At 47.0% G+C, this 24,760-nt stretch carries 20 protein-coding genes; 9 read left to right on the top strand and 11 right to left on the bottom strand.

Annotated features, from left to right (window positions below; all coding sequences use genetic code 11):
* Positions 1 to 2: 2 nt before the first annotated feature.
* Together DWX84_RS04095 and DWX84_RS04090 are read left to right on the top strand one after the other, a co-directional pair.
* Entirely contained in the window at positions 3 to 209 is a 207-nt protein-coding gene (locus tag DWX84_RS04095) for a heavy-metal-associated domain-containing protein (protein WP_005857310.1), read from the top strand.
* A gap of 17 nt (positions 210 to 226) precedes the next feature.
* Entirely contained in the window at positions 227 to 877 is a 651-nt protein-coding gene (locus DWX84_RS04090) for a hemolysin III family protein (RefSeq protein ID WP_005857308.1), read from the top strand.
* 80 nt (positions 878 to 957) lie between these two features.
* Here DWX84_RS04090 and DWX84_RS04085 read toward each other — a convergent pair whose 3' ends face one another.
* The 7 genes from DWX84_RS04085 to gadC form a co-directional block, all read right to left on the bottom strand.
* Positions 958 to 2,277, bottom strand: a complete 1,320-nt coding sequence (locus tag DWX84_RS04085) for a TldD/PmbA family protein (RefSeq protein WP_005862700.1) — start codon at positions 2,275 to 2,277, stop codon at positions 958 to 960.
* Between the two features lies 1 nt (position 2,278).
* Positions 2,279 to 3,811, bottom strand: a complete 1,533-nt coding sequence (locus DWX84_RS04080) for a TldD/PmbA family protein (protein ID WP_048928449.1) — start codon at positions 3,809 to 3,811, stop codon at positions 2,279 to 2,281.
* Positions 3,801 to 5,042: an anaerobic sulfatase-maturation protein gene (locus tag DWX84_RS04075; RefSeq protein ID WP_005862697.1), complete on the bottom strand. Its 1,242-nt coding sequence runs from the start codon at positions 5,040 to 5,042 to the stop codon at positions 3,801 to 3,803. Before DWX84_RS04075 ends, DWX84_RS04080 begins: the two co-directional genes overlap by 11 nt.
* Before the next feature lie 24 nt (positions 5,043 to 5,066).
* Positions 5,067 to 6,833, bottom strand: coding sequence for a glycosyltransferase family 39 protein (locus tag DWX84_RS04070; RefSeq protein WP_005862695.1), 1,767 nt, complete (start codon positions 6,831 to 6,833; stop codon positions 5,067 to 5,069).
* A gap of 98 nt (positions 6,834 to 6,931) precedes the next feature.
* Positions 6,932 to 8,488, bottom strand: a complete 1,557-nt coding sequence (locus DWX84_RS04065; RefSeq protein WP_005862693.1) for a DUF4435 domain-containing protein — start codon at positions 8,486 to 8,488, stop codon at positions 6,932 to 6,934.
* Between the two features lie 138 nt (positions 8,489 to 8,626).
* Complete coding sequence (locus tag DWX84_RS04060) at positions 8,627 to 8,839, bottom strand: hypothetical protein (protein WP_005857296.1); 213 nt, start codon at positions 8,837 to 8,839, stop codon at positions 8,627 to 8,629.
* 160 nt (positions 8,840 to 8,999) lie between these two features.
* Positions 9,000 to 10,487: a putative glutamine/gamma-aminobutyrate antiporter GadC gene (gene gadC, locus DWX84_RS04055; protein ID WP_005857294.1), complete on the bottom strand. Its 1,488-nt coding sequence runs from the start codon at positions 10,485 to 10,487 to the stop codon at positions 9,000 to 9,002.
* A gap of 197 nt (positions 10,488 to 10,684) precedes the next feature.
* Here gadC and DWX84_RS04050 point away from each other — a divergent pair, with 197 nt between their 5' ends.
* The 6 genes from DWX84_RS04050 (at position 10,685) to nhaA (ending at position 18,010) form a co-directional block, all read left to right on the top strand.
* Positions 10,685 to 11,440, top strand: a complete 756-nt coding sequence (locus DWX84_RS04050; RefSeq protein WP_048928450.1) for a potassium channel family protein — start codon at positions 10,685 to 10,687, stop codon at positions 11,438 to 11,440.
* Positions 11,441 to 11,542: 102 nt separating this feature from the next.
* A complete protein-coding gene (gene uvrA, locus DWX84_RS04045; protein ID WP_121961031.1) occupies positions 11,543 to 14,398 on the top strand; it encodes an excinuclease ABC subunit UvrA in 2,856 nt (951 codons plus the stop codon).
* Complete coding sequence (locus DWX84_RS04040) at positions 14,395 to 14,616, top strand: hypothetical protein (protein WP_005857287.1); 222 nt, start codon at positions 14,395 to 14,397, stop codon at positions 14,614 to 14,616. The genes uvrA and DWX84_RS04040 overlap by 4 nt, the downstream gene beginning before the upstream one ends.
* 3 nt (positions 14,617 to 14,619) lie before the next feature.
* Positions 14,620 to 15,219, top strand: a complete 600-nt coding sequence (locus tag DWX84_RS04035) for a YigZ family protein (RefSeq protein ID WP_005857285.1) — start codon at positions 14,620 to 14,622, stop codon at positions 15,217 to 15,219.
* A gap of 107 nt (positions 15,220 to 15,326) precedes the next feature.
* Positions 15,327 to 16,535, top strand: a complete 1,209-nt coding sequence (locus DWX84_RS04030) for a cation:proton antiporter (protein WP_036611485.1) — start codon at positions 15,327 to 15,329, stop codon at positions 16,533 to 16,535.
* Between the two features lie 113 nt (positions 16,536 to 16,648).
* On the top strand, positions 16,649 to 18,010 hold the full coding sequence (gene nhaA / locus DWX84_RS04025; RefSeq protein WP_005862682.1) for a Na+/H+ antiporter NhaA: 1,362 nt from the start codon (positions 16,649 to 16,651) through the stop codon (positions 18,008 to 18,010).
* Between the two features lie 112 nt (positions 18,011 to 18,122).
* Here the strand turns inward: nhaA and DWX84_RS04020 are convergent, their stop codons facing one another.
* The gene (locus tag DWX84_RS04020; RefSeq protein ID WP_048928452.1) at positions 18,123 to 18,374 is read right to left on the bottom strand and encodes a GlsB/YeaQ/YmgE family stress response membrane protein; all 252 of its coding nucleotides are present in this window, start codon (positions 18,372 to 18,374) and stop codon (positions 18,123 to 18,125) included.
* Positions 18,375 to 18,471: 97 nt separating this feature from the next.
* Positions 18,472 to 20,238 (bottom strand): alpha-glucosidase, encoded by a 1,767-nt coding sequence (locus DWX84_RS04015; RefSeq protein WP_121961030.1) that lies wholly within the window; start codon positions 20,236 to 20,238, stop codon positions 18,472 to 18,474.
* Between the two features lie 105 nt (positions 20,239 to 20,343).
* On the opposite strand from DWX84_RS04015, the gene DWX84_RS04010 reads away from it, so the two are divergent.
* Positions 20,344 to 21,792 carry an alpha-amylase gene (locus tag DWX84_RS04010; protein ID WP_122377426.1) on the top strand — a complete coding sequence of 483 codons (1,449 nt, stop codon included), beginning with the start codon at positions 20,344 to 20,346 and terminating at the stop codon, positions 21,790 to 21,792.
* A gap of 8 nt (positions 21,793 to 21,800) precedes the next feature.
* Here DWX84_RS04010 and pbpC read toward each other — a convergent pair whose 3' ends face one another.
* Both pbpC and DWX84_RS04000 read right to left on the bottom strand, forming a co-directional pair.
* Positions 21,801 to 24,347 carry a penicillin-binding protein 1C gene (gene pbpC, locus DWX84_RS04005; protein WP_122377425.1) on the bottom strand — a complete coding sequence of 849 codons (2,547 nt, stop codon included), beginning with the start codon at positions 24,345 to 24,347 and terminating at the stop codon, positions 21,801 to 21,803.
* Positions 24,319 to 24,756, bottom strand: coding sequence for a DUF6078 family protein (locus tag DWX84_RS04000; RefSeq protein WP_121961027.1), 438 nt, complete (start codon positions 24,754 to 24,756; stop codon positions 24,319 to 24,321). The genes pbpC and DWX84_RS04000 overlap by 29 nt, the downstream gene beginning before the upstream one ends.
* Between the last annotated feature and the right edge of the window lie 4 nt (positions 24,757 to 24,760).

The raw sequence follows: 24,760 nt of genomic DNA, 5'->3' as shown, positions 1-24,760 counted from the left end.
ATATGGCAACATTAAAATTTAAGACAAACGCTAAATGTGGCGGATGCGTGGCGGCTATCGGTGCTAAGTTGAATAAATTAGTAAAAGAGGACGCATGGTCGATCGACTTGAAATCCCCGGATAAAACATTGACTATAACAACCGATCTTCCGGCGGAGACCATTCTTTCAGCCGTATCGGAGGCCGGTTTCAAGGCCAGCGCCTTGTAGTCGTAGCGATCGGATGGATGAGAAAACAAAGACAGACTCATGGTGAGGAAGTAGCGAATGTGCTTACGCATGGCGCGGGCATGTTGTTCGGCTTAACGGCGATTGTCGTCTTGATGATCGCCGGGATTCGTACAGGTGATCCGTGGGTGATCGGTAGTTTCGCCGTTTATGCGTTGTGCATGACTTCCTCGTATGTGACATCTACCTTTTACCACGCCGCTTCCGATCCCAAGCGAAAATGCCAGTTGCGCCGTTGGGATCATAGCGCTATTTATTTGCATATCGCGGGTACTTATACGCCATTTACCTTGGTGGCTCTCCGCGACGAGGGTTTCTGGGGCTGGGGATTATTTATTACGGTTTGGCTGGCCGCGGTTATCGGCGTATGGTTTAGTTTCCGTCGGATGAAGAAAAAGGATAATCTGAAAACGGTTTGTTATCTGCTGATGAGCTGGGTGGTGATTATCGCTTTCAAACCTTTGATCGATGTTTTCCAGCGTACGGATTCGATGTATGTCTTATATTGGCTGATCGGAGGAGGCTTGTTCTATTCCTTAGGAACGATTTTCTTCTTTCTGGATAAATATAAATATATGCATTCCGCATGGCATTTATTCGTTCTCGGGGGAACGGTTTGCCATTTTATAGCGATCTATAATTTGGTGTAAGGAAAAACAAAGAAGCCGGAACTGTGTTTAGCGGTTCCGGCTTCTTTTATTCTTGTTCTTCCGGATGTTGTTTCTTGTATTTATAATCCGCTAAAATCAACCCCATTGAAAAGCAAGGAAGGGATTCGCCAGCTGGAGGATAGGCGGGGGTCGTTTCCGACTTCCGCTAGGTTACTCCATAGGGAGAGCATATTACCCGTGGCGTTCATCTCGGAGATCGGTTGGGATAGCTTGCCTCTCTCGATCAAGAAACCTTCCACGCCATACGAGAAATCGCCAGTCGTGCTATTGCAGTTTCCACCGTTGAAGCCGGTCACCAATATACCTTTGTCGATAGAGGCGATCAATCCGTCCAGATCCTTATCACCATTCCGCATGGTAAGAATCGAGGGAGAGCCGATCGTTTGTTCCATGCCCATCTTGTTGGCGGAATACGTATCGATATAATACGTTTTCAATATACCCTGCTCGAATACCGGAAGACGTTTCGTGGCAACACCCTCGCTATCGAAATAACGTGCGCCGGAAGCCTTTACCAAATGAGGCTCATCTATCAAGGTCATCTTGTCGCTCGCTACCTTTTGGTCGATCTTATCCAACAAGAAAGAGTTCTTTTGCTGGATGGAGGAACCGTAAATGGCTCCGATTACTGGAGAAAGCAGACGACTGGAGTTCATGTTATCCACGATCATGGTATATTTACCGGACGCCACTTTCCGCTGTCCCAGTTTTCGAAGCACCCGTTCCAGCGCTTTCGTACCGATACCGGTCTTCACCAGCTCGTCATAATACAAGGAAGAGTCGTACCAATAAGACTCGGGACGGGCGTCACCCTCCCCACGGATGCTGACACTCCCCACCAAGCCATAAGAGGAACCAGAAGCCTCGCCTTCGAAACCGTTGCTGGCTACCATGTACTTAAAGTCCTTCTCGTCGCTGTAGGAAGCGTTGGCGGAGATGATCCGGTCGTCCTTGCCCATGATTTCCTCACAGACGCTCATGGCCAACGCTACCTTGTCGTCCGGTTGCACGGAGTCGAAATTCGGGTCGACCAATCGCAAGTCCGCCGCCCCACCTTTATAATACAAGGAAGCGTCCGGCAGCGTGCGAGCCTTGTCCTCGGCGAGGAAACGAGTGGCGGCGATACCATCCTTGATGAACTTCTCCAGCTCTTTCTTATCCAAGCGATTGGTAGAGTAGGAGCCGTAACGGCCGTCCACGAACAAATGAACCACCATGCTGTTCTCGGACGCCTGTTGCAGACGGTCTATTTTCATATCCCGTATCTCAAACGAACTGCTGGAACCATTGTAAAGCGTGACACGTGAAGATTGGCAACCATTCTTCAAGGCATATTCCATGGCCCATTGAGCCAATTTCTTATTTTCGTTTGTTATCATATTAGTTTTCTCCTCCTACTGTAAGTTTGCTGACTAAGGCCGACGGCATACCGCAGGTTACCGGGCAAGACTGTCCATCCTTACCGCAGGTCCATGTGCCGTTATCCATTTTGTAATTATTACCCACCATCGTGATATCCGCCAACGCTTTCGGGCCGTTACCGATGATATTGATATCCTTGATAGGTTGGGTAAGCTTGCCGTTCTCGATCAAGTAACCATCCTTCACGAAGAAGGTAAAATCGCCTGCGCCGATCTGTACCTGCCCGTTCGTGAAGTTGGCGGCATAGATACCTTTCTTTACGGTAGAGATGATCTCCTCTTCCGTCACGTTGCCCGCTTCCATATAAGTGGCACGCATACGGGGGATAGGCATCTGACGGAAAGACTCCCGGCGGCCATTGCCCGTAGAGGGGATGCCGTAATGTTTCGCGCTGATACGATCGTGCAGATAACTGGTCAAGACTCCCTCCCGTACGATATAGGTTTTTTGTCCGTCCACACCCTCGTCATCGATATTGACCGAGCCCCGGTTGAAAGGAATCGTGCCGTCGTCCACCACGTTGATATGCTCGTTGCAAACTTTCTTGTTCAGTTGATCAGAGAAAATAGAGGTGTTCTTACGGTTGAAATCCGCCTCGAAAGCATGGCCGATCGCCTCGTGCAATAAGATGCCAGAGCCACCGGCACCCATGACAACGGGCATTTCCCCGCCTTTTGGCTTGATCGCCTGAAATAAGATAGAGGTCTTATCCACCGCCTCTTGGGCAAGCTCGTCGATCAGGTCGTCCGTCAGGAATTCCGCTCCCATACGAAAAGCCCGTGCGGCGTACGAGTTCTCGATCTTCCCGTTATCCTCCATGATGCAGACGGCGCTCAAGGCGCTCATCGGGCGATAATCGTAATAAATCTGCCCTTCCGAGTTACAGAATAAGATATGAGAGGTCGTGTCTCCCAAAGAGGCCATCACCTTGGTGACCCGATTGTCCTTGGCGAATATCTGATCGTTCAGTTTCTGCAAGAAAGGCATCTTGTCATTAATGGCTATCTCGTCCCAAGGTGTTTGTACGCTATAGAAATTGTTCGTATGCTTTTCTTCCGTTAAGTTGATAGGAGCGGTATTCGCTGATCCGGTGGCGATACGCGCGGCCGTACGAGCCGCCTTTAGCATCTCGTCCAAGCTGACGTTCTCCACGTAGGCATATCCCGTTTGGTCGCCGGACAAAACACGTACGCCCATCCCAAAATCGATGTTAGATGAGGCACGGTTTACGGCACCATCCTGCAACCCTACGTTGTTCCTGTATGAATGCTCAAAAAACAAATCGGCATAATCCCCGCCTTTCTCCAAGGCTGCCGCCAATACTTTCCTCAAATCCCCCTCACTCACCTTGAAATAATTCATGGCGAATGAAATACCGGCTGCTTTATCACTCTCACTACCGGTGCAACTTCCTAGTAGGGAAGGAGCCGCTAATGTTCCAAGCATAACCATACTTCCTGTTTTAATGAAATCACGTCTGTTAATATTCATGTTGTTGTTGTTTAGCCCAATCCATCACGTTTGCGGGTGGACGTTGATTCAATAACTCTTTTTTCATAAAATCCATGTAAGGAGCTACGTGCTTGAAGAATTTCTTGTATCCCTTACATAGATAATTTAGTCCCGGCTCTCCATTCGGCGTATGGAGGAACCGGTTTTTCGGGCATTCCCCATGGCAAGCGAAAAGATATTCGCATTCCTTGCATTGCGTAGGGAGCTTATCTTCTTTATCCGTTCCAAACTTTTGTTGTACCGGACTGTACATCATCTCCGTTAATGTCTTTGTTTGGATATTCCCGAGTTTGTATTCCGGGAATACGAAATGGTCGCAAGCGTACACGTCGCCATTGAACTCCATTACCCCGGCGTGACCGCAATGGCGGGCCAAGGAGCAAACTCCGGGTTGCTCGCCTACCCAGTTCGCCAAGGTGGAATCGAATAATTGGATGTAGAACTTGCCGACATCCTCTTTCAGCCACTCGTCGAACAAGGCGCAAAGGAAATCCCCCCATTTCTCGCTATCTACCGAGAACGGAGCTAGCTCGATCGCTGCGTCTTGCTCCTCGGGAGAAGATAGCTTGGTACCTTCCTTGTGCCGGCCGATACGCTCCACGATCGGGGCGAATTGGATGAAACGGCAATCCAGTTCCTTGAAGAAATTATAGAATTCCAGCGGATAATCCACGTTATAATCATTCACGACGGCCATGGCGTTATATTCTACCCCATGTTTTTTCAGCAACTCGATTCCCTTCATCACTTTATAGAAAGAGGGGAGTCCCTGCCGGTTCCTACGGTATTCGTCGTGGAACTCTTGCGGGCCATCGATAGATACACCCACCAAGAAATTATTTTCCTTGAAAAATTGGCACCACTCATCATTCAATAGGGTACCATTGGTTTGGATACAGTTATCTATTTGCCGTCCTCCCGCATACTTACGCTGCAACTCCAAGGCTTTTTTATAGAAGCTGATCGGCCGCATCAGCGTCTCGCCTCCATGCCATGTAAACAAGACTTCTTGCATGGTTTGGCATTCCATGTATTCCTTGATGAACTTCTCGAGTATCTGATCCGTCATGATGTGATTCTTCACGTCCGGATAGAACTTACTTTTCTCAAGGTAATAACAATACTCGCATGCCAAATTACAAACAGAACCAACCGGTTTCAACATGATGTAGACCGGCTTGGCGAAAGGGGAAATATAGGAACTATTCATGGTATACTATTAGATATTACATTTCTATTTCAACTCGAACTCGCTAAGCACGATTTTTTGTTTTAGCTCGCTGAACGTTTGATCTGACTTAGTCAGTGTACGGAAGGTATATTTATCCCCGTATGTGGAAAGTACCTTTTCCATCTCATTTTCTCCGATCAGGAAATAACCTTTGGCGGGTGTTTCTTTATCGAAGTCATGGAAGATATTTCCCATATAGAAGTTTAACCCGTACAGATTCCGATAAATCCGAAGGTTATTTACGACATATACATTCTTTTTATTCAATGGATATTCTTTCAGGATACGTTCAGCGAAAACACGGCAAGAATCCCCTTCACGAATACCTCTCATAATGACACCATCAATTAATAAATTAACCGAGAATGTCAAGGCTATCGTAGCGTAGAGAATCTTGATATTTATTTTCTTGAACATCTGGTAATAGACCGTTCCTAATATCAATAGATTTATGAAGATAATACAGATCGTAAGCGTACTGGGGTGAACTAATACTTTTGATACCATTTGTACCATGTCCAAGGTCGATGCGTTTTGTGTATATTGACCGACGATACCAACAGGATCAATAATACTGAATACCGTAAGCAAGATCGCTATCATGACGACACTTACTACGGAAGCTAAAAAGGCAGCGAATACCCGAGTTACTTTCGTACGGTATTCTGTAATATATAAGGCATACTGAGCCAAGAACAAGGCAATGAACGGATAAGCCGGCATTAAATATACGCTTCGTTTACTGGAAGGGATCGAATAGAAGAAAAGGATGCCGACTAAAGCAACCAAACTAAATAAACGAACTTTTTCCATGGAGCGGATACGTTTCCACGTATTCTTTAAGATCTCTTTAATAGGTTGCTCAGGCTTACTAAGTTTCAGCCCGAATAAAGAGAAGAAAAAGAAAATAGTCCAAGGTATAAAGCCTGCCGCCAACGTCATGAAATTGTACCAAACACCATTCTCATGCCCCAGATCATAGGAAATTTCAGGAGTGTTTAGGTGTAAGAAACGAGCGAAATTCTCCGCTAATACGACATTAAGGAACTCATCTCCACCCTGCTTCCATGCAGCGGTATACCACAACATCGGTAGGAATAAAGAGGAAATTCCCGCATATAATAAAGTCTTGAATATGGTGAGATAACTGTATTGACCTAACATTAATAGATAAATGCCGAATACGAATAGGGGCAATACTACGCCTACCGGTCCTTTGGTCAGAACGGCGCATCCTAATAATAAAGGTATGAATATGGGAAGTCCTTTCAGCTCTAATTTATCTTCCCATCGATATAGCTGGAAAAGCCCTATGACGATGAAAGTAGTGAGCAACATATCCACCCGAGTCGTCATGGCCGCCCGATGTATCTCTACGCAGGTGACCAATAGGAGGGTCGCTATGAATGCCTCCTGAAACTTTACGATTCGTTTACCGAAAAAGACCAATACGAACCCGATCAAGGTAATAAAGGCTAAAGCCGATGGCAAGCGGGAGGTGAACTCGGAAACATATCCCTGTGGATAGGAGAAAGCAGCCATTAACCAATGCGCCATCGGTGGCTTAAAAGCGAACTCGTTCGCGTAAGATTGTGGCAAGACCCAATTACCTGTCTCGAGCATGGAGATCGCTACGGCCGCTTCCCGAGGTTCCCCTTTGGTGGAAAAGTCGCCGAGGCCAATCCAAGGTAACACAGATATAATACAGATTACTACCATCATGGTTACCGGCTTTTGCAAGTAAAGATATTGAAGTGTAGGTGTACGCATATGACAATTAATATATAGGGCTTTGGCCCATTAATGTTATAAAACAGTTTGCAAAAGAACAATTTTTTATGGACTTTCCCCGCATTTTTAGAAACTTTTTATGTGCCCAATGAATGTTTGATAGCCTTTCGTATCGCTTCCGCATCCTCCTTGTTTTCCTTTAATATGGAGAGAATCAGGTTTAAATAACTCTCTTTGTTACTGATACCGCAGATCGCGCATAGGCGGCTCTGTGGTAACATCCCTTTTTGATTATAAACACGGAGGATGCTTTTGTAGTTCTCCGTTTCTATATAAGACTCGAACTCTTCTTTTATGTTTTTGTATATTTCTTCCGCATGGATGTTCAGACGGATACTCTCTACATGTTCGGTTAATTGCTCCACCGTCGTTATCTTGCGATCAACGGTAGTCTCCAGTTTTTTACGGACTTGATGTTTGGCATGAAGGATTACTTGCGAATCCAGTTCTTTTTGGAAAAGACGTACTACGTTTTCTTTCACTTGCTTGAAAACATCGTCCGGATCTTTCATCAACCGTTTGGCGACCGTCTTGATCACATCCTCTATCATCAATAGGTTCTCCACTTCCGCTACGTCCGGTACATAAATATGTTGTTCCCGTAGATAGTTTATTTCTCCTTGCGTACGCCTATCACGATCTACGATACCTTTGCTATCTAATGTATGGAAGTCTTTCAGTTGGCCGAACGCTTTGGTTGTCTCGATTACTTTTTGGCAACCACCCATCGGTTTCACCAAATAATCGGGGAATATGAAGGGGTAAAGCTTGCTGTCGATACTGTTCGTGTCGGTCCCTTCGATAAACAAGATCGGTTTCCGGCTGCCAAGTATTTCCATATATACTTCTTCCGGGAAACTTTCATTACTCTCGATCAACTCGTAATCCCATACGGAATGATCCGCATCGTAAGAACGAATCCAGATCCGTTTGCTGTCGGAGCGGGAGGTGGCGAAATCAATGTCATGTGTGAGATAAACAAACGTACAGTCCGGACGTATCGCCTCAATCTCGTCCCAAAGCTGGTTCTTTATGGAGTTGTGGAGAAGGGTTTCCGGCTCTTCGATCACGAGCAAGGCGTTCGGGCATGCGCATAATGCGGCCCCAATCAAGTAGAACACCAGTTTCTCGCTATCGCTCATGCGTCCGGCGGTGTAGGAATTTGAATCACGCCCCGTGGATACAAGCTCGATAAATCCCGACTTTCGTATCAGACGATTATGCGGAAACATCTTTTCCCAGATCGCTTGTATAATATCTATCTTGGTGATCGGAGGATCTACTTCGTTATTAGTCTTGCAGGCTTCCTTGAAATTGACTGCCGCCTCGAACTCCTCGCTCTGGAGTTGCAAAATCAGTTTCTCGTATTCAGAAATACGTGGCATGAACAGTCGTTCTTTGATCATAGACTGTAAACGTGCGAATTCATTGGAGGCCGATAATTTAGATTCGTCATCGCTGATGAATAAGGCATGTATACCGGATATTCTTTTCGCTTGACCCGCATATCTCTCCAATAAATCTCTGCCAAAAGAGCTTTTTCCCGCACCGTTCGCTCCGATCACGACTAATATCTTCGTGTCTAGCATGATGGGATGTGTCACATTAACTTTCGTTGGGAGTGTTAGTTCCATACATGTTATTGATTAGGTTTTCAAAGATAAGCTTTTTCTTTGAAAGTTCGCACGAGACCTGAAAAATAAAGTGCCTTTCCCGAAACATCCTTAAAGACGGGAAAGGCGCTTTTATTAAAACCTTAGCAGAGTTTTTTCTTATTTGCTCTTCTCCAAGATAACGCGAGCGAGGCGAGCTTGTATTTGCATTAATGTATTAACATCCTCGTTCTCGAAATTGATGTCAGCTACTTTTAAACTTCTTTTGGAGACTACCGGAGCCGATTTAGCAGCCATTAATTCTTGTACTAATTCATCTACTTGCTCTTTGATTTTCTCTGCCTTTTTTGAATAATCTACTGTACGTGCCATAGTTCTTTTGATATTTTATTTTATGAATACTATCGCAAAGATAATTACATTTTTATAATACACATAATAAAACGTAAATATTCTGTGCTATTTTTACGAAAAAGTCCGAGCTGCAATATTTTCGCAGCCCGGACTAGGTAATTATCGAGATGAATGTGTGTTATGCTTTTGTCGTATTCGTCTCGGATACGTCATTTTTTACTTCCCAATGGAACGGTTCGAATTCAGTGTTCGGATCTACCCAAGATGCTTTCTTAGACGCATAGATAATAAACGGTGCCGCAACGACAACAATTACACCGATGAAGAGAACGGCGAACCAAACCGTATTATTTCCTGTAGAAATCTGGCTAGGAGGAATGAAACTTAATACGAACGCTAATAAGGAACCACAGAATCCTAAACCTCCGATCAACCACATCAAGCCATTGCCACCTTTTCCGATACGGAAAGGACGACCTGCCTTTTTCATCTTATAACGTAATGCGATCGCTCCGGAGAACATCAACATATACATTATTAAATATAAGATCACCGTAAGCTGTGATAAGATCTGATAAAAGCTTTGTACGGATGGCATTACCACGAATAATAAGCTAAGAAGTGTAACAGCCGCTCCTTGGATATAAAGGATGTTTTTCTGTACGCCGATCTTATTGGTCTTCTGGAAGAACGGGGGCAGATAACCTGCTTTACCAACTGCGAATATACCTTTGGAAGGACCAGCGACCCATGTCAATACTCCTGCTAATACGCCAAATGCCAAAGCGATAGCGATAATTGGGGATAACCATGAGGCATGAATGTACTTGAAGTAATTGTCGAATCCCACTAATAAACTTTGCGTAAGATTGATGTCTTTCTCTGGGATAATAATACCCAACGCAAAAGTTCCTAGTACGAAGATTACAACGGTGATCAAGGCACCGATAAATACAGCTTTCGGATAGTTTTTAGAAGGATTGTCAACGTCTTTCACGTGAATACCGCCCATTTCCATACCTGCGTAAAAAAGGAAGATACTTGCGGCTAAGACTAAGTTGTCGAATTTACTGAAGTCGGGGAAGAAGTTACTGTGGAAATCCATATTGGAATGCCCGCCAGTCGCTAGATATACGATACCTAAAATGATGAGTAACGCCGCCGGGATGATAGTACCTACCATACCTCCAATTTTCGCTACTTTTCCAACCCAACTCAATCCCTTTAGTGAGATAAATGTAGCCAGCCAATAAATAATTAACACGATCGCTAACGTGTAGTATTTGTTATTCGCCAGCAGCATATCTTCGGGATGATCCATACCGATGAAGGCGATGGATACGGCTCCAAAAGTTAATACTGTCGGATACCAGATCGTACTTTCAATCCATTGAACCCAGATAGCCAGAAAGCCTAGACGTTTTCCATAGGCCTCACCTACCCAACGGAATACACCACCTTGTTTGTCTTGGAACATTGCCGCTAATTCCGCTGCCACCAAAGAGGTCGGGATTAAGAATACGATTGCCGCGAATAAGTAATAGAAAGCCGAACTTAGTCCGTATACGGCTTCTGCTGGCAGTCCGCGTAAAGATACTACTGCCGTCACGTTCATGATTGCTAGGGTAAACACACCTAGCTTTACTGTCTTGTTGATATTTGCCATAGATTTATGTTTTAAAAATGAGAATTACTTCTCTCGTTTAAGTCTGAGTTTATAACAGCGAATCAAAGAAGATGTTTTGTTTTTGCTACGTAAAACTTGGTTAATTAACACATTTCGCTGTTTAAACAAATGGTATATGAGGTTTGTTGTCATAAACCAAAATGAAAAGGATTATAATTAAATAAATAGTAACGCTTATGAAAATGGCCGTATTTGATTTCGCATTGAGAAAGAAGGGGGTATATGGTGTGTTACATATCATTATACTATTGTTGTCGCTGTTCTTGGTTATCAGTATCTCCATCGATACATTTAAGAATATTCCCTTTTACACGCAAACTTCTTATAAGAAGATTCAATTATGGATCTGTTTGTTTTTTCTTTTCGATTTTGTTTTGGAACTTTTCCTATCGAAAGATAAATTACGTTATTTGCGAACGCACTTTATTTTCTTGCTCGTAGCGATCCCTTACCAAAATATAATAGAATATTATCATATTATCACCTCACCCGAGCTTAGTTATTTCTTACGTTTCGTTCCTTTGGTACGGGGCGGGTATGCGTTGGCGATCGTGGTGGGATGGTTATCGTATAATAAGGCATCCGGCTTGTTTGTTTCTTACTTGACGATGTTGTTGGCCACGGTTTATTTCTCAAGTCTTATATTTTTTGTCTTGGAGCATAAGGTGAACCCGTTGGTGGCTAATTATGGGGACGCTCTATGGTGGGCGTTTATGGATGTGACGACGGTTGGCTCTAACATATCCGCTATTACGGTTACGGGACGAGTCCTCTCAGTCGTATTGGCTGCTTTGGGCATGATGATGTTTCCAATATTTACGGTATATGTGACAAGCCTTGTCCAAAAAAGTAACGAGGAGAAAAAGAGGTTTTATGAGAACATACAGGCTCCTTCTCCCCAGCCAGAGGTGAAGGACAAAGGGAGTAAATAGGCGGAAGGAAGTGGCTGAGATTACACTATGATTTGCTGGAAAGTTTGATTGGCTTCTGTTTTTTTCGTATCTTTACGGCCCCTAAAACCAGATAGGTAAAAGATGATAAAAGATAAGCAGGCATTGGAAGGCGGGCGCATATCCATACTTGGCGCACGTGTTCATAATCTGAAGAATATAGATGTAGAGATTCCGAGGAATAAGTTGACGGTGATTACCGGCATGAGTGGTAGCGGCAAGTCATCATTGGCGTTCGATACGATTTTCGCTGAGGGACAAAGGCGGTATGTGGAGACATTCTCGGCTTACGCCCGGAATTTCTTAGGGAATATGGAGAGACCCGATGTGGATAAGATAACGGGTCTGAGTCCGGTTATCTCCATTGAGCAAAAGACAACCAATAAGAATCCTCGTTCCACCGTCGGTACGACTACCGAGATCTATGACTTTTTCCGTTTGCTTTACGCTAGGGCGGGAGAGGCCTATTCCTATTTGAGCGGGGAGAAGATGGTGAAATATACCGAGGATCAAGTCTTACGGCTGATCTTGGATGAGTACAACGGGAAAAAAACGTATCTCTTGGCTCCGTTGGTCCGTAATCGTAAGGGGCACTATAAGGAACTTTTCGAGCAGATACGTAAAAAAGGATATCTGAACGTCCGTGTCGATGGCGAGTTGAAAGAGATCTTCCATGGGATGAAGCTGGATCGTTATAAGATGCACAGCATCGAGGTGGTGATCGATAAGATGATTGTCTCCAAGGCAGACGAGCGTCGTTTGAAAGAGAGCTTGAAGATCGCCATGAAGCAAGGCGATGGCCTTGTGCTGATACTGGATGCCGAGACTAACGAGGTTCGCCATTATAGTCGTCGCTTGATGGACCCGGTGACTGGATTGTCTTACAGTGAGCCGGCTCCGCATAATTTCTCGTTCAACTCCCCTCAAGGAGCGTGTCCGAAATGTAAAGGCTTAGGACAGGTCAATTTGTTGGATATGGACAAGATCGTTCCCGATCCATCCTTAAGTATATATAGCGGTGGCATCGTCGCTTTGGGTAAATATAAGAATTCGTTGATATTCTGGCAGATCGAGGCGCTTTGCCAAAAGCATGGCGTGACGATCAAGACGCCTATACGGGATATTCCCGAGGAGGCGATGGACGAGATCATGAACGGTACGGACGAGCGGTTGCAGATCAAGAATGACTCGTTAGGATCGTCTAACTATTTCTTGTCGTATGAGGGAGTCGCCAAGTATATCTTGATGCAACAGGAGAGCGAGGCATCCGCCTCGGCGCAGAAATGGGCGGGACAATTCATCAAGATGGCCACTTGTCCGGAATGTAACGGCTGGCGGTTGAATAAGGAGGCGTTGAGCTACCGGATAGCGGGAAAGAATATCGCCGAGTTGTCGGCCATGGATATCTCGGAATTATACGAGTGGCTGGAGGGTATCGAGGAGAAGCTGGACCCGAAACAGCTTCGGATCGCTACGGAGATATTGAAGGAGATACGCTCCCGCCTGCGCTTCTTGCTGGATGTGGGATTGGATTATCTTTCCATGAACCGGGGTTCCGCTACCTTGTCCGGTGGCGAGAGCCAGCGTATCCGTTTGGCTACCCAGATCGGAAGCCAATTGGTGAACGTACTTTATATATTGGATGAGCCGAGTATCGGTTTGCACCAGCGGGACAACGTCCGTCTGATTAACTCCTTGAAGCAATTGCGTGATACGGGAAACTCCGTGATCGTCGTGGAGCATGATAAGGATATGATGCTGAGTGCCGATTACGTGGTGGATATGGGGCCTAAAGCGGGTCGTCTGGGGGGTGAGGTCGTCTTTGAGGGAACGCCCAAGGAGATGCTGCGTGTAGATACCTTGACCTCTTCCTATCTGAATGGAAACACGGAGATAGCCGTTCCTGCCGAGCGTCGGAAAGGCAACGGGCAGTTTATTACGATCAAGGGAGCCAGCGGCAATAACCTGAAGCATGTGGACGTGTCTTTCCCCTTGGGTACTCTTATTTGCGTCACGGGTGTGTCGGGTAGCGGAAAGTCTACCTTGATAAACCGCACGCTGCAACCGATCTTGAGCCAGCATTTCTATCGCTCGCTGGAAGACCCCTTGGCATACGACGCCATCGAGGGAATCGAGCATGTCGATAAGATCGTGAATGTGGATCAATCTCCGATCGGTCGTTCCCCCCGGAGCAACCCGGCTACCTATACGGGGGTATTCTCGGATATCCGGAATCTGTTCGTGGAACTTCCGGAATCGAAGGTGAGAGGGTATAAACCGGGACGTTTCTCTTTTAACGTATCGGGCGGACGGTGCGAGACCTGTAAGGGAAATGGCTATAAGACGATCGAGATGAATTTCCTTCCGGACGTGCTGGTGCCTTGCGAGGATTGTCACGGCAAGCGATATAACCGGGAAACCCTAGAGGTTCGTTTTCGTGGGAAATCAATTGCGGATATCTTGGATATGACGATTAATATGGCAGTGGAGTTCTTCGAGAATATCCCGACTATCTTATCCAAGATCAAGGTCCTGCAGGATGTAGGTCTGGGATATATCAAGTTGGGGCAACCCTCTACTACCTTATCCGGTGGCGAGAGCCAACGTGTCAAGCTGGCTACCGAGCTGGCGAAGCGGGATACGGGAAAGACGCTTTATGTATTGGATGAACCTACCACCGGTCTGCACTTCGAGGATATCCGGGTCTTGCTGGGGGTATTGAACAAGTTGGTGGATAAAGGCAACACGATCATCGTTATCGAACATAACCTCGATGTTATCAAAAGCGCCGATTACTTGATCGATATGGGCCCCGAGGGCGGTCGCCGTGGAGGTAACGTCCTTTTCACCGGGACTCCGGAGGCTTTAGCGAAGAGTGGCGTCGGGTTTACGGCTCCGTTCTTGAAAGAAGAGTTAGATATAGCAAATAAGAAAAAATGAAGAATCCTATACAAATGATCAAGCAGTGCGTGGAGAAGGAGGAACCTTACTTCGTGCTGAGAGGGCAGGACGTATGTGCGTTGGCTGCCATAGAGACCTATTATGAGGAGGTGAGGAATAAGGTGAAAGATCCTTATTTCATCGAGGAGATCGAAGAGATCATGAAAGATTTCCGGGCGTACCGGGAGGAAGTGTCTAACACTAAAATACCGGATTGATTTATGGCAGACGACAGTTACAAGACCATCAAGCAAGTAGCCGAGGGATATTATACCGAGAAGCGCAGCCGCTTTATCTCGTATGCTATCCCCGTGCGTACGGTGGAAGAGGTGAAGGAGCAACTGGAGAAATACCGTAAACAATATTATGATGCCCGCCATGTATGCTGGGCGTATATGTTAGGTCCAGAGCGGCAGACGTTCCGGGCCAACGATGACGGGGAGCCTTCTTCCACGGCCGGGAAACCGATCCTCGGACAGATCAACTCGAATGAGCTGACCGATTTATTGATTGTCGTAGTACGTTACTTTGGTGGAATCGAGTTAGGAACCAGTGGGCTGATCGTCGCTTATCGCACGGCCGCCGCCGAGGCTATCGCCGCCGCCGAGATCGAGGAACGTACGGTAGACGAGGACATCACGGTCGTTTTCGAATACCCATACCTGAACGGGATCATGCGTATCGTAAAAGAGGATAACCCCGCTATCATCTCACAGAAGTTCGAGATGGATTGCGAGATGACGCTTCGTATCCGTAAAGGAGAGGCTGAACGCCTCAAAAATCGTTTGTTAAAGGTTGAGACCGCTTATCTAAAAGAGTAGCAAGCGATCAACTAATTCAATTTTCAATTGTTTTTTGTAGAGACAAGGCTCATGAGGAACCCTGCCCCTGCATTTTATTGTGTAAATATTAATATAGTTTTATCTGAATGAAAAAAGTTCTTTTATTCTCTCTTTTTCTAGTGTTGGGTTTGGTCGTGTCGCAAATGCTTCCCGCTATGGTGGGGGAACAGTATTCGCTGGTAAAGACGATCTCTAATACATTTTTGTTTATTTGCCTTGCGTTTATCATGATTAATGTGGGGCGTGAGTTCGAGATTGATAAGACCCGGTGGAAGTCTTATACCGAAGATTATTTCATAGCGATGGCTACGGCTGCGTTTCCGTGGATATTCGTGGCTTTATATTATATGTTTGTCTTGCTTCCGGGCGATTTATGGGGAAGTTGGGACGCTTGGAAGGAGAACCTGTTGCTAAGCCGGTTCGCCGCGCCTACCTCGGCGGGTATCTTGTTTACGATGTTGGCCGCCGCCGGGCTAAAAGCCTCTTGGGTATATAAGAAAGTACAGGTATTGGCGATCTTCGACGACTTGGATACGATCCTGTTGATGATCCCGTTGCAAATCATGATGATCGGCTTGCGCTGGCAATTGGGGGTCATTATTCTGGTTGTGGTATTGCTCTTGATCCTGGGCTGGAAGAAAATGGGATATTATAATGTACGTCAAGACTGGAAAGCCATCTTGTTCTATGCCGTCGTGACGTTTGGTATCACGCAAGTGATTTATCTGGTATCGAAACATATGTACGGGGAGGAGGCTAGCATCCATATCGAGGTACTTTTACCTGCGTTTGTCGTAGGTATGATCATGCGGCATAAGCATATCGATACCAAGATCGAGCACCAAGTGTCCGATTTTATCTCTTATCTCTTTATGTTCCTTGTCGGAGTGAGCATGCCGGTGTTTATGGGCGTGGATTTCGCTCAGCAAGCGGCGGAAGTAACTACGGTGACAGGTTCCCAGCCGATGATGTCATGGTCGATGATCGCTTTACACGTCGTAATCGTCTCATTCTTATCCAATATCGGTAAACTATTTCCTTTGTTTTTCTACCGTGACCGGATGAAACGGGAGCGTTTGGCGCTGTCTATCGGTATGTTTACCCGTGGAGAGGTAGGAGCCGGCGTTATTTTCATAGCCTTGGGATATGGATTAGGTGGCCCTATGTTGATAATTTCTGTGTTAACTATTGTGTTTAATTTAATTTTAACTGGTATCTTTGTCATCTGGGTAGAGAAACTCACACGCAGCGCTTATAACCTGGAGCAAGCAGGAAAAGCCAAAGCAGTCAATTAATAGAAAAAACACTTGAAGGTATTTCAAGATGATATCCCGTTTCCCTCTTGGGAGGGAACGGGAATAGTCATAGTACGATCAATTGTTGAAGACCTTCATCTAACTTATTATTTATGGACCGTACGATTAATGTTATCCTTAAACCGTTGCGTCGCTTCGCTATACAGAAGCCGAACGCCAGTCTTTTACTATTCGCCGCCACCATCATCGCTATGGTCTTGGCCAATTCGCCTTGGGCACATAAGTATCATTTATTATTAGCTTTTCCAATCGATCTGCAAGCCGGGCAGTTTAACTTCTTCGCGCATCATGGCGAGACCATGTCTATGCTGGCTTTCGTGAACGACGCCCTTATGGCGGTTTTCTTTTTCGTGATCGGTCTGGAGATCAAGCAAGAGGTTTTGATCGGTGAGTTGAGTTCCGTGCGGAAGGCGCTATTGCCTATTATCGCCGCCTGTGGTGGAATGATCGTGCCGGTCTTATTTTATATGTTAGTATGTAATACGCCTCCCGAGGTAAACGGGGCGGCTATTCCGATGGCTACGGATATCGCTTTCGCCTTGGCCGTATTGGGCTTGTTGGGGAAGCGGGTGCCGTTGAGCATGCGTATTTTCTTGACCGCCTTGGCTGTGGTGGATGATATTGGAGGTATCATAATTATCGCCCTGTTTTATAGCGGGCATATCGCTTTCGAGCCTTTGTTGATATCCCTGATAGTCCTCGCTTTGTTGTATGTGGGAGGAAAGTTCCGGGTACATAACCGATTGTTTTTCTATATCGGTGGCTTTATCGTTTGGCTGCTATTTCTGGAGTCAGGAATCCATCCGACAATCGCCGGCGTGTTGATCGCCTTTACGGTTCCAGCCCGTCCGGTTGTTAAGCTAGATGATTTCACGTGTGATATGACCGGGTATTTGAATATGCTGGACTATACCGAGGTTCGTCAGTCCCGTAAAGCGGAAGTACTTACACCTACACAAATTCAGGTATTGAATAACATCCATACGTTGGCGGATAAAACGATCAGTCCGTTGCAGACCATCGCTGATAAGTTGCATCCTTTGGTAAACTATGTGATACTTCCTTTATTCGCTTTCGTGAATGCCGGTGTGACATTCGGGGATATCCAACCCCAGACATTAGTTAATGTACCGTTGGCGGTGTTCGTGGGCCTATTTGTAGGAAAGACATTAGGTATATTCTCTTTCTCTTACTTGTTCGCGTGTACGCCATTTGCCTCCATGCCTACAGGGATGAGCAAGCGTAATTTATTTGGAGTATCCATGTTGGGAGGAATCGGTTTCACGGTAGCCTTGTTCATAGCGAATCTTTCCTTTGACGGCAGTACGGCGGCGGGTGCCGATCTCTTGAATCAGGCGAAGCTGGGTGTATTCACGGGATCGTTTATATCCGGTCTTTGCGGTTATCTGGTATTGAAATGGGTTTTACCTAAAGAAAAAGTGGAAACGATCTAAATAAAAAGGCAGTCCGGCAAGGACTGCCTTTTACATTATATTATGCCGTAACTAAAGTTTCGTGAGATCTTGTTGCCATGTAATATATGATTTGATAATTGAGCACGCCTTCTTAAACCTCTTTGGATTTGTTGAATAGCGAGCCGATCCATAATAACAAAATAGCTCCGACCGTAGAGGTTATCAAGCTCCCTAAGATACCACCGGCCGATATGCCTAGTAAACTGAATACCCAGCCACCCAATACACCTCCAATAATACCTAGGATCAAATTAACAATGATCCCGAAACCTCCTCCACGCATAATCTTACCAGCCAGATAGCCGGCAACGATACCGATGATAATAGACCAAATAAATCCCATAACGAATAGTTTTATATTTTATTTAAAAGTTCTGATGCTTTGTATTTAAACACATCCGAAAAGTCTTTGGTTGCGCTTTGTATCTCTTTTTAACGAATCATTCCAAAAGATCTAGCGAATCGATGAAGGATTCATAGACGGGATGGTTCAATTGAAAGACAATCGCTTCGAAAGGACGGAGCGTGATATCTTTTTGAGGCGCCATATGACTTCGGTCCCCGTAATTGTCCAATAGGACGTGTGCGTTACTCATATCTATCCCCGGAGTGGAGATTGCCGCCTTGGGGGAGAAATTGAGCATAATCAGATAAGTGTCGGCCCCAGTCTTGCGTAAGAAGGTATAGGATTGGGGATTCTCCGCATCCAGCAAATGATAACTGCCATAAATCAAACTCAGATTCTCCTTACGGAAACTGACTACTTTCTTAAAATAATTAAGTATGGAGGTCGGATCTTTTTCTTCGTCCGCTACGTTTATCCAAGTATAATCCGGATTTACCTTTAACCAAGGGGTTCCTGCCGTAAATCCCGCTTCCGGCGAGCGATCCCATTGGAAAGGAGTGCGGGCGTTGTCTCGTCCGGTCTCTTTCTGTTCGTCCAATACCGCCTGCGGATCTTTACCCTCTGCTTTCGCTTTCTTATAGCGGTTGATCGTATCGATATCGTTATAATCCTCGATATGGTCGAACCGAATGTTACGCATACCTATCTCGTCCCCGGCGAACCAATAAGGCGTTCCTCTCATCGTAAGCAGAAAAGTAATAAGCATCTTGGCGGACAAGGCCCTGAACTCATCCTTATCGCTACCAAAGCGACTGACCATACGGGGCTGGTCATGATTACCCAAGTAGATCGAGGGCCAACCCTTATCTACCGCCTTATCCCATTCCGTAAACATCTTCTTTAGGGCGATCAAGCTATAGTCTATACCGGATTCCGGATTGTCCGGTAGGGTTGTATTCCGGATGCGGGCGGCGTCGAAATGATAAAGCATATTCAACTCTTCCCGGGCCGGATCGACAAATTTAGCGACATCATCTACCATCACGGCCGAACCTTCTCCAACACTCATACAATCGTATTTGCTTAATACCTGCCGATTCATCTCGTGAAGATAGAGGTGTAGGCGAGGCTCTTTGGCATAGAAAGAAAAGATATCCGGATATTTCTTGGAATCTATGAGAGGGAATGAGGGATCTTTGGCGATAAGAGAGATGGAATCCATGCGAAAACCGTCTATCCCTTTATCGAACCAGAAGCGCATCATATCGAAAATCTCTTGGCGTACCTCCGGGTTCTCCCAATTTAAGTCGGGTTGTTTCCGGGAGAAATAATGCAGGTAATACGAGTCGGTTGACTTGTTATACATCCAAGCGTTGCCTTCCTCGTCGAAATAGCTGAGGCGCAAGGGAGGCTCACCTTTCTCGGCCGGCCACCAATGGTAATAATTATAATAGGGATTATGTCTGGATTTACGGGCTTCCTCGAACCAAGGATGCTCGTCGCTGGTATGGTTTACTACCAAGTCCAGTACCAGTCGCATCTCCCGTTTATGAATCTCTTTCAGGAGGCGGTCGAAATCTTCCATCGTACCGAATTCTCGCATGATTTCCCGATAGTCGCTGATGTCGTAACCATTATCATCGTTGGGAGAGAGAAAGATCGGGTTTAACCAGATGATATCCACACCCAAGCTTTGTATATAATCCAAGCGGGAGGTGATACCGTTTAAGTCACCGATTCCGTCGCCATCGCTGTCTTGAAAGCTACGGGGATAGATTTGGTATATAATCGCTTCTTTCCACCAAGTCTTTTGAATGTCCTCTTGACCGGACGTACTCTCTGTAACATGCTTTGAATCCATCTTATTATTCTTTAGTTTTTTACTATAACAAAAGGATGTGGTGGTTAGTTTCAGCAACTTATGACGCTTGAGAAGTGTTGTTTTATCAACAAATAGAAGAAACATATGGAAAATGGAGTAATGATGCAGTATTTCGAATGGAATCTGCCGAACGATGGAATGCTGTGGAAACGGCTGAAGGATGATGCCTCGCATTTACATGAGATCGGGATCAGCGCCGTATGGATTCCACCCGTGTACAAAGGCCATGAGCAAGCGGACGAGGGGTATGGAACCTATGATCTATATGATTTGGGGGAGTTCGACCAAAAAGGGACCATACGCACCAAGTATGGAACTAAACAGGAACTTCAAGAAATGATCGAGGAACTTCACCGGAACCAGATTGGCGTATATCTGGATGCCGTGATGAACCATAAGGCGGGAGCCGATTATACCGAGTGGTTTATGGCGCAAGAGGTAGATCCTGGGCAACGGGAAAACGCTACCAGCGAACCCCATGAGATAGAGGGATGGACTGGCTTCGACTTCCCGGGGCGTGGCAATATGTATTCTAATTTTAAATGGCATTGGTTTCATTTCTCCGGGACGGACTATGATGTGTCCCGCAAGAAGGAAGGTATATTCCAGATTTTGGGAGAGGGAAAACATTGGAGTGAGGGAGTCGATGATGAGAATGGAAATTACGACTATCTCATGTTCGCCGATCTGGATTTCGATAACCCTGAAGTCGTGCGTGAGATGCAGGAATGGGGGATCTGGGTATCGAACGAACTAAACTTGGACGGTATGCGACTCGATGCGATCAAGCATATGAACGACCAGTTTATCAAGCATTTTCTGGAGGCGGTGAGAACGGATCGGGGAGAGGGCTTCTACGCTGTCGGGGAATATTGGAAAAACGATACCGAATCGTTGGAGGCTTACCTGTCGCAAGTAGAATATAACGTGGATTTGTTTGACGTAGCCTTACATTATAACTTGAATGAGGCTTCCGAGAAAGGTCGTGACTATGATTTACGCGATCTATTAAAAGGGACCTTGGTCGAGATATGCCCGGATCAAGCCGTCACCTTCGTGGATAACCATGATTCCCAGAAAAACAGTTCTTTGGAGTCGCAGGTGAAGGATTGGTTCAAACCTTCCGCCTACGGTTTGATCCTGTTGATGAAGAAAGGGTATCCGTGTATCTTTTATGGGGATTATTATGGCGTAAAAGGGAAGAAATCTCCCCATCGTAAGGTATTGGATATGCTATTGCGTGCCCGGAAAGAATATGCGTACGGGGAAGAGGTGGATTATTTTGATCATCCGAACACGATTGGCTTCGTACGCTTGGGAGATCCGGGACATGCTGATTCGGGCTTGGCGGTGGTTATCTCGAACGGGGAAGATGGAGAGAAAACAATGTCTGTGGGGGAGAACCGGAAAGGCGAGGTATGGCATGAGATCACAGGCTCGGTAAAAGATACCGTGACGATTGATGAGGAAGGGAAAGGCTGTTTCCTTGTCAAGGGAGGCAAATTGGCTGTTTGGGGCAAGGTCAAGGCTTAACGGATGCTTTACTTGACCTCGAATTGTATTTTCTTTTGGTTCCCCTCGTTGTCGATGAGGGTAAGGAGATGTTTTCCTTGGCTCACGGAGCAACTGATCTGGTGATTCTCGGTGGTCTCTCCCAGATAGCTTTCGTCCAGATGCCAGTAAATCGTAGCGTCACGGCGGGCATGGGCGGCCTTGAAGATAAATTTCTCGGACTTTCCGGAGAAGCCTTTCGGAAGGTAGAGAATGGCGTTATGCTCGGGATAGATCAGTTCGATCTGGCGGTTCAGGTCTTGCCCGCAGCCGGGTTTTACCGGAGGGAGCGGGATATAATCGATGTGATAGTTGCGGTAGTAATACTCCTGCGCGGGAGGAAGCACGAACCACGGGCGGCTGATCATCCGGTCGACAGACTCGCAGGAACTATTGACCCTGTACCGTCCGTCCGCCGATAGATGCACGAGCTTATGGTAGGGGCAAATCCCCGTGTTATTGCCGGACAGCGGCATGTATAAGGTGTCCGTTTGCTCGCAGTAGGGCGAGGCTTTATGTCCGCTGTTCCGGCAGATCACCAGGGGAAGCGTCTCATCGTAGGGCAGGTCGAACCATTCGCCACCGGGCAATAGGGAAAAGAGATCGAAAAGGACCGGGGCGGCGTTGCCGACACCCGTAAGTCCCGGACGGCCCTCGCCGGAAGCGTTACCTGCCCATACGCCGACAACGTAGCGGGGGGTCGTGCCGATCGCCCAAGCGTCTCGTCCCCCGTAACTCGTCCCGGTCTTCCATGCGATCCGTTTCATCGACTTGAATTGTTGCCAGTCGGCTTCTTCCTCGGGACGGTTCAGTGCGGACATCGCCTCGAACGTGTACCACAGGGCCGCGGAGGAAAGGAGAGCCTTATCGGTGAGCCGGCTATCGGTAAGGGAACGGATGGGTTCCTTCCTCTCCGCCGGAAAGGGAGTCAGCGGATGGATGTCCGCCGGATTATAGCGTCCGTTGTAAGTACGGTAATGTTTAAGCACACGAGACATGGAGGCATACATACCGGAAAGATCCCATAAGGTTCCCTCGGCCCCTCCCAAGATCAAGGAGGCCCCGTAATGTTCCTCGGAGAAACGTAAGGTAGTCATTCCCCACGATTTCAGTAAAGACATAAAGCGTCCGGTATTATACTGGGAGAGCATACGTACCAAGGGAACGTTCAAGGAGCGCTCTATGGCTACATGGGCCGGTACCGCCCCGTAGAATGTCTTGTTGTAATTATGGGGGGAGAAGCCATTTATATTCAAGGGCACGTCCGATACCAGCATGGAGGGGAGCAACAGCCCGTCGTGCAGCATACCGGCATACAGGAAGGGCTTGAGAATACTTCCCGTGCTGCGGGGCGAGGTGATGATGTCCACTTGGTTCCCCCGCCGCTCGTCGGCCGGATAGGTAGCGTTTCCGGCGTAGGCCAATACCTCCCCGGTCTCCACGTCCGCTACGATCGCCGCCAGATTATGGATATGGTTGGAACTGTATTCACGGGCATAACGGTTTACGAGGGCCTGTGTCTGCCGTTGCAGGGCTTGGCGGACGGAGGTTTGGATGCGTTGCCCCGGTTGTTCCGCAGCCAGTCTTTCTAACAGGTGAGGGGCATCATTAGGTAAAGGGAGAGGGGCTTCGGGAAGTGGCTCCATGCAGGCCAGCTCGTATTCGGTCTCCTCCAATACACCTTTCTTTTGAAGGGAAGCCAATAAGCGATCCCGCTTCTCCTTCAGTTGTTTCCGGTTTCTCCCGGGGTGGATCAAGGCGGGGGAGTTGGGAAGGACGGCCAGCGTAGCGCTCTCGGCCCACGATAGCTCGGAGGCGCTTCGCCCGAAATAACGCCATGCGGCGGTCTCCAGCCCGATCACGTTTCCCCCGAAGGGAGCGTGCGAGGCATAGAGGTTCAGTATCTCTTGTTTGCTATAGGTGGTTTCTAGAAAGAGCGCCCAGCACATCTCGATCGTTTTCTCGTAGAAGGTCCGGTTTTGGTTCCCTCTCGCTATGCGTGCCAATTGCATGGTCAAGGTACTTCCTCCGCTCACCACACGCCCCGCTTTCCCGTTCAAGCGGATCGCCCGGAAGATGGCGGCGGGGTCTATACCGGGATGGTAAAAGAACCGTTTATCCTCATACGTGAGCAAGCAATCCACGAATTTATCAGGCAAGCTATCCGCCGCCGGGAAACGCCATTGCCCGTCCGGTGCGATACGTGCGCCTAAAAGCTCGCCCTCGGCCGAATATAATAAGGTAGAGCAGGGGGCGGGAAATAATTGCCGGGGCACGATGCCATACAGGATACACCACGCCGTCACGCCGATCCCCAAGAGGGATGCGAGGAGGCGCCATGGCACTCGTCCCGGCCTCGGTAGTAGCGACTTGGATAGATGGCTGAGGCATCTGCCAGTACTCCGTAGGAAGTACTGTAGTACTGTGCGCAAAGTACTGCGGTACTCCTTAAGAAGTACTGCGGTACTGTCCGGCTGAGTATTGCGGTACTTTATAAAGAGTACTGCCTCAATCATACCAATTGACACTCTCCTCATAATGATCGAACCTTAGCTCTTCCGTCACTCCGACCCTTCGCAAGGCGTTTAGCACGATCCTTTGCTCTTTAGGTGAGAGTGGAAATTCGCCCCTTCGCCGCTCGAAGTAGGGGTTACGTCCGAAATGGGACATGAGTATCGACATGAATTGCTGGTATTGCGCCGGGAACATCCGGCTCTGTATTCCGGTGAAACCCCGTGCGTAGGTGACGGGAGCGGAGTCTCGGAAGTAGGGGCAAGCCCCATCCCGGGTACAGAGGGTGGGGTTCAGCAGCCGTAATACGGTTGCCGGTTGTTCGATGAGCGGTTGGTAGGCGATCTGGTGCAGGCACTTTCCGGCCCGAGGGCAATCTTGTTGCTGGCAGACGGCGTAGTCGATGGGGATTTCCTTGTGTAGTTTCTTGGTCATGATG

Origin of the sequence: Parabacteroides sp. AF21-43 (assembly GCF_003635435.1) — a bacterium.
GTDB classification, from domain to species: domain Bacteria; phylum Bacteroidota; class Bacteroidia; order Bacteroidales; family Tannerellaceae; genus Parabacteroides; species Parabacteroides distasonis.
This window is presented reverse-complemented; position numbering and strand designations above follow the sequence as displayed.

Coding starts and splice junctions, on each gene's coding strand:
- DWX84_RS04095 (WP_005857310.1), top strand. CDS start 3: ATGGCAACATTAAAATTTAAGACAAACGCTAAATGTGGCGGATGCGTG.
- DWX84_RS04090 (WP_005857308.1), top strand. CDS start 227: ATGAGAAAACAAAGACAGACTCATGGTGAGGAAGTAGCGAATGTGCTT.
- DWX84_RS04085 (WP_005862700.1), bottom strand. CDS start 2,277: ATGATAACAAACGAAAATAAGAAATTGGCTCAATGGGCCATGGAATAT.
- DWX84_RS04080 (WP_048928449.1), bottom strand. CDS start 3,811: ATGAATATTAACAGACGTGATTTCATTAAAACAGGAAGTATGGTTATG.
- DWX84_RS04075 (WP_005862697.1), bottom strand. CDS start 5,042: ATGAATAGTTCCTATATTTCCCCTTTCGCCAAGCCGGTCTACATCATG.
- DWX84_RS04070 (WP_005862695.1), bottom strand. CDS start 6,833: ATGCGTACACCTACACTTCAATATCTTTACTTGCAAAAGCCGGTAACC.
- DWX84_RS04065 (WP_005862693.1), bottom strand. CDS start 8,488: ATGGAACTAACACTCCCAACGAAAGTTAATGTGACACATCCCATCATG.
- DWX84_RS04060 (WP_005857296.1), bottom strand. CDS start 8,839: ATGGCACGTACAGTAGATTATTCAAAAAAGGCAGAGAAAATCAAAGAG.
- gadC (WP_005857294.1), bottom strand. CDS start 10,487: ATGGCAAATATCAACAAGACAGTAAAGCTAGGTGTGTTTACCCTAGCA.
- DWX84_RS04050 (WP_048928450.1), top strand. CDS start 10,685: ATGAAAATGGCCGTATTTGATTTCGCATTGAGAAAGAAGGGGGTATAT.
- uvrA (WP_121961031.1), top strand. CDS start 11,543: ATGATAAAAGATAAGCAGGCATTGGAAGGCGGGCGCATATCCATACTT.
- DWX84_RS04040 (WP_005857287.1), top strand. CDS start 14,395: ATGAAGAATCCTATACAAATGATCAAGCAGTGCGTGGAGAAGGAGGAA.
- DWX84_RS04035 (WP_005857285.1), top strand. CDS start 14,620: ATGGCAGACGACAGTTACAAGACCATCAAGCAAGTAGCCGAGGGATAT.
- DWX84_RS04030 (WP_036611485.1), top strand. CDS start 15,327: ATGAAAAAAGTTCTTTTATTCTCTCTTTTTCTAGTGTTGGGTTTGGTC.
- nhaA (WP_005862682.1), top strand. CDS start 16,649: ATGGACCGTACGATTAATGTTATCCTTAAACCGTTGCGTCGCTTCGCT.
- DWX84_RS04020 (WP_048928452.1), bottom strand. CDS start 18,374: ATGGGATTTATTTGGTCTATTATCATCGGTATCGTTGCCGGCTATCTG.
- DWX84_RS04015 (WP_121961030.1), bottom strand. CDS start 20,238: ATGGATTCAAAGCATGTTACAGAGAGTACGTCCGGTCAAGAGGACATT.
- DWX84_RS04010 (WP_122377426.1), top strand. CDS start 20,344: ATGGAAAATGGAGTAATGATGCAGTATTTCGAATGGAATCTGCCGAAC.
- pbpC (WP_122377425.1), bottom strand. CDS start 24,347: ATGAGGAGAGTGTCAATTGGTATGATTGAGGCAGTACTCTTTATAAAG.
- DWX84_RS04000 (WP_121961027.1), bottom strand. CDS start 24,756: ATGACCAAGAAACTACACAAGGAAATCCCCATCGACTACGCCGTCTGC.